Raw genomic sequence first — 1,953 nt, 5'->3', positions numbered from 1 at the left:
CGTGCTCATGCCGAAGGAACGCCCGCAAACTTTCATCAGCTCCGCTGCTCATCGCGTTTCCGGTCCTATCAGGCGTGTGGCCGCAAGGGAGTGGGCGTCCTGCTGCTCGAATCGCCCTTCCTCAATGGTGGCCCCGGAAGGGTGCGCGAGAACATGACTAGTATTGACAATTTATTGACAAATCTCGCAACTAGTATCGACCGTCCGCCCGGATATTGCCAGCTTCGCCTACATCCTGACGAGCTGAGACGAGCTACATCCTGACGAGCTGAGACGGCTGGAGCCGCAGTCCGAATTGCCCGGCTTCCCTGGAGATCTCGCCCCGGATGGCCGCCGCCCTTTCTGGCGGCACTCCTGCGTCGACGACTGCGACAATGCTCTCCGACTTGGTGTCGCTACGCACATGCCCGACTGCCCAATGTGCTGCTTCCGGTGGCAGCAGCTCGCCAGGCTGGGCATCGATACGGACTCCCACCCCAAGCGTTCCGTCGGGGTGGATCGAGACGATCACGAGCCACTCGGCTCGGTCGCCGACGCCCCTCGTGCGCGTGACCGAGAGAATCTCCGGCCAGAATCCGACGGTGACAGACATCCTCGCCACGCCCCCTGTCTGGACCTCGCCGGGCACCGTTGCACGGCCCTGGTCCCTCTATGACCAGTACAGCCGCCCAAGGGGCGCCTGTCCCGAGTAACGGCTACCCGTCTCCCTCCAGGAAAGAATGCTGCGCACCACTTGGCGACGCGGGCCGAGTACTCGACTTTCCCGCGTATTTCGGCGGTTCTGGGCGAGTGGTTGAACGTGCTACTTGGCTTTCGGCAGGTGGTACTCGAATTTGCGCAGAGCTATGGTGCGCCTCCTTGCAGGGGCCCTACGTTGTTCGCCATGACCAGAGTCACTGGGGGCCTGGCAATCGACATCGTCGTACCAGTCTTCAACGAAGAGCTCAGCCTCGAGGCGTGCGTGACCACTCTCGTGGAGTACCTCGGCGAGGCCTTCCACGTTCCCTGGCGCGTGACCATCGCGGACAACGCCAGCACGGACAGCACCCCGGCGATCGCCGCGGAGCTCGCGGCGCGGTATGACGCCGTCGTCTACCGCCGGCTGGCGGTGAAAGGTCGCGGATACGCCCTGCGGGACGCTTGGGAGGCGTCTCCCGCGGAGGTCGTGGCGTACCTCGACGTCGACCTTTCCACCGATCTCGCGGCCCTCCCGCCGCTCATCGCCCCACTTCTCTCGGGGCATTCGGACATCTCGATCGGCACCCGGCTCCGCCGCGGCTCGCGGGTGGTGCGGGGGCCGAAGAGGGAGTTCATCTCGCGGACCTACAACGCAATGCTCCACGGCGCCCTCGGCGTGCGGTTCTCGGATGCGCAGTGCGGCTTCAAGGCGGTGCGCGCGGATGTCGCCAGGGCGCTACTCCCCCACGTCGAGGACAACTCCTGGTTCTTCGACACCGAACTGCTCGTCCTTGCCGAGCGCGCTGGACTCCGCATCCACGAGATCCCCGTCGACTGGACGGACGACCCCACGAGCAGCGTCAACATCAAGCAGACGGCCCTCGACGACATGCGCGGCATCGTCCGGGTCGCGTCCTCGCTCACGCGCGGCAAGGTCCCCCTCGCCGCGATCTATGCCGAGCTCGGGCGACGCCCCCTCCTGCCGGCCGCGACGCCGTCGTTCTTCGGGCAGGTGCTCCGCTTCGGCGCGGTAGGCGTGTTCTCGACTCTGGCGTTCGCGGTGCTGTACCTCATGATCCAGCCGATGGCCGGCGCTCAGGCGGCGAACTTCGCAGCCCTGCTCATCACGGCGGTGCTCAACACGTCGGCCAACCGGCGGTTCACGTTCGGCATCAGCGGCCCTGAACACTACGGGATACAGCAGTTCCAGGGGCTCATCGTGTTCGGCCTCGCGTGGGGGCTGACCTCGTCGTCACTCCTCACGCTTCATGCCGT

2 protein-coding genes are annotated in these 1,953 nt (G+C 65.6%); one reads left to right on the top strand and one right to left on the bottom strand.

Features of this window, described 5'->3' with window-relative positions:
- Nucleotides 1–253 precede the first annotated feature (253 nt).
- Nucleotides 254–592 (bottom strand): hypothetical protein, encoded by a 339-nt coding sequence (locus tag V7053_RS18965; protein WP_334173799.1) that lies wholly within the window; start codon nt 590–592, stop codon nt 254–256.
- A 291-nt stretch (nt 593–883) separates the two neighbouring features.
- On the opposite strand from V7053_RS18965, the gene V7053_RS18960 reads away from it, so the two are divergent.
- Nucleotides 884–1,953 (top strand): dolichyl-phosphate beta-glucosyltransferase (locus tag V7053_RS18960; RefSeq protein ID WP_334173798.1); only part of this gene is annotated, 1,070 nt, incomplete at its 3' end.

It is taken from the genome of Sinomonas sp. (genome assembly GCF_036848755.1).
In the GTDB taxonomy this organism is placed as follows: Bacteria; Actinomycetota; Actinomycetes; order Actinomycetales; family Micrococcaceae; genus Sinomonas.
Note: the sequence above shows the minus strand (reverse complement) of the source record. Positions and strands in the feature narration are given on the sequence as shown.

What these genes read in the sequence shown, in the direction of transcription:
- V7053_RS18965 (WP_334173799.1), bottom strand. Translation starts at nt 592, where the DNA reads ATGTCTGTCACCGTCGGATTCTGGCCGGAGATTCTCTCGGTCACGCGC.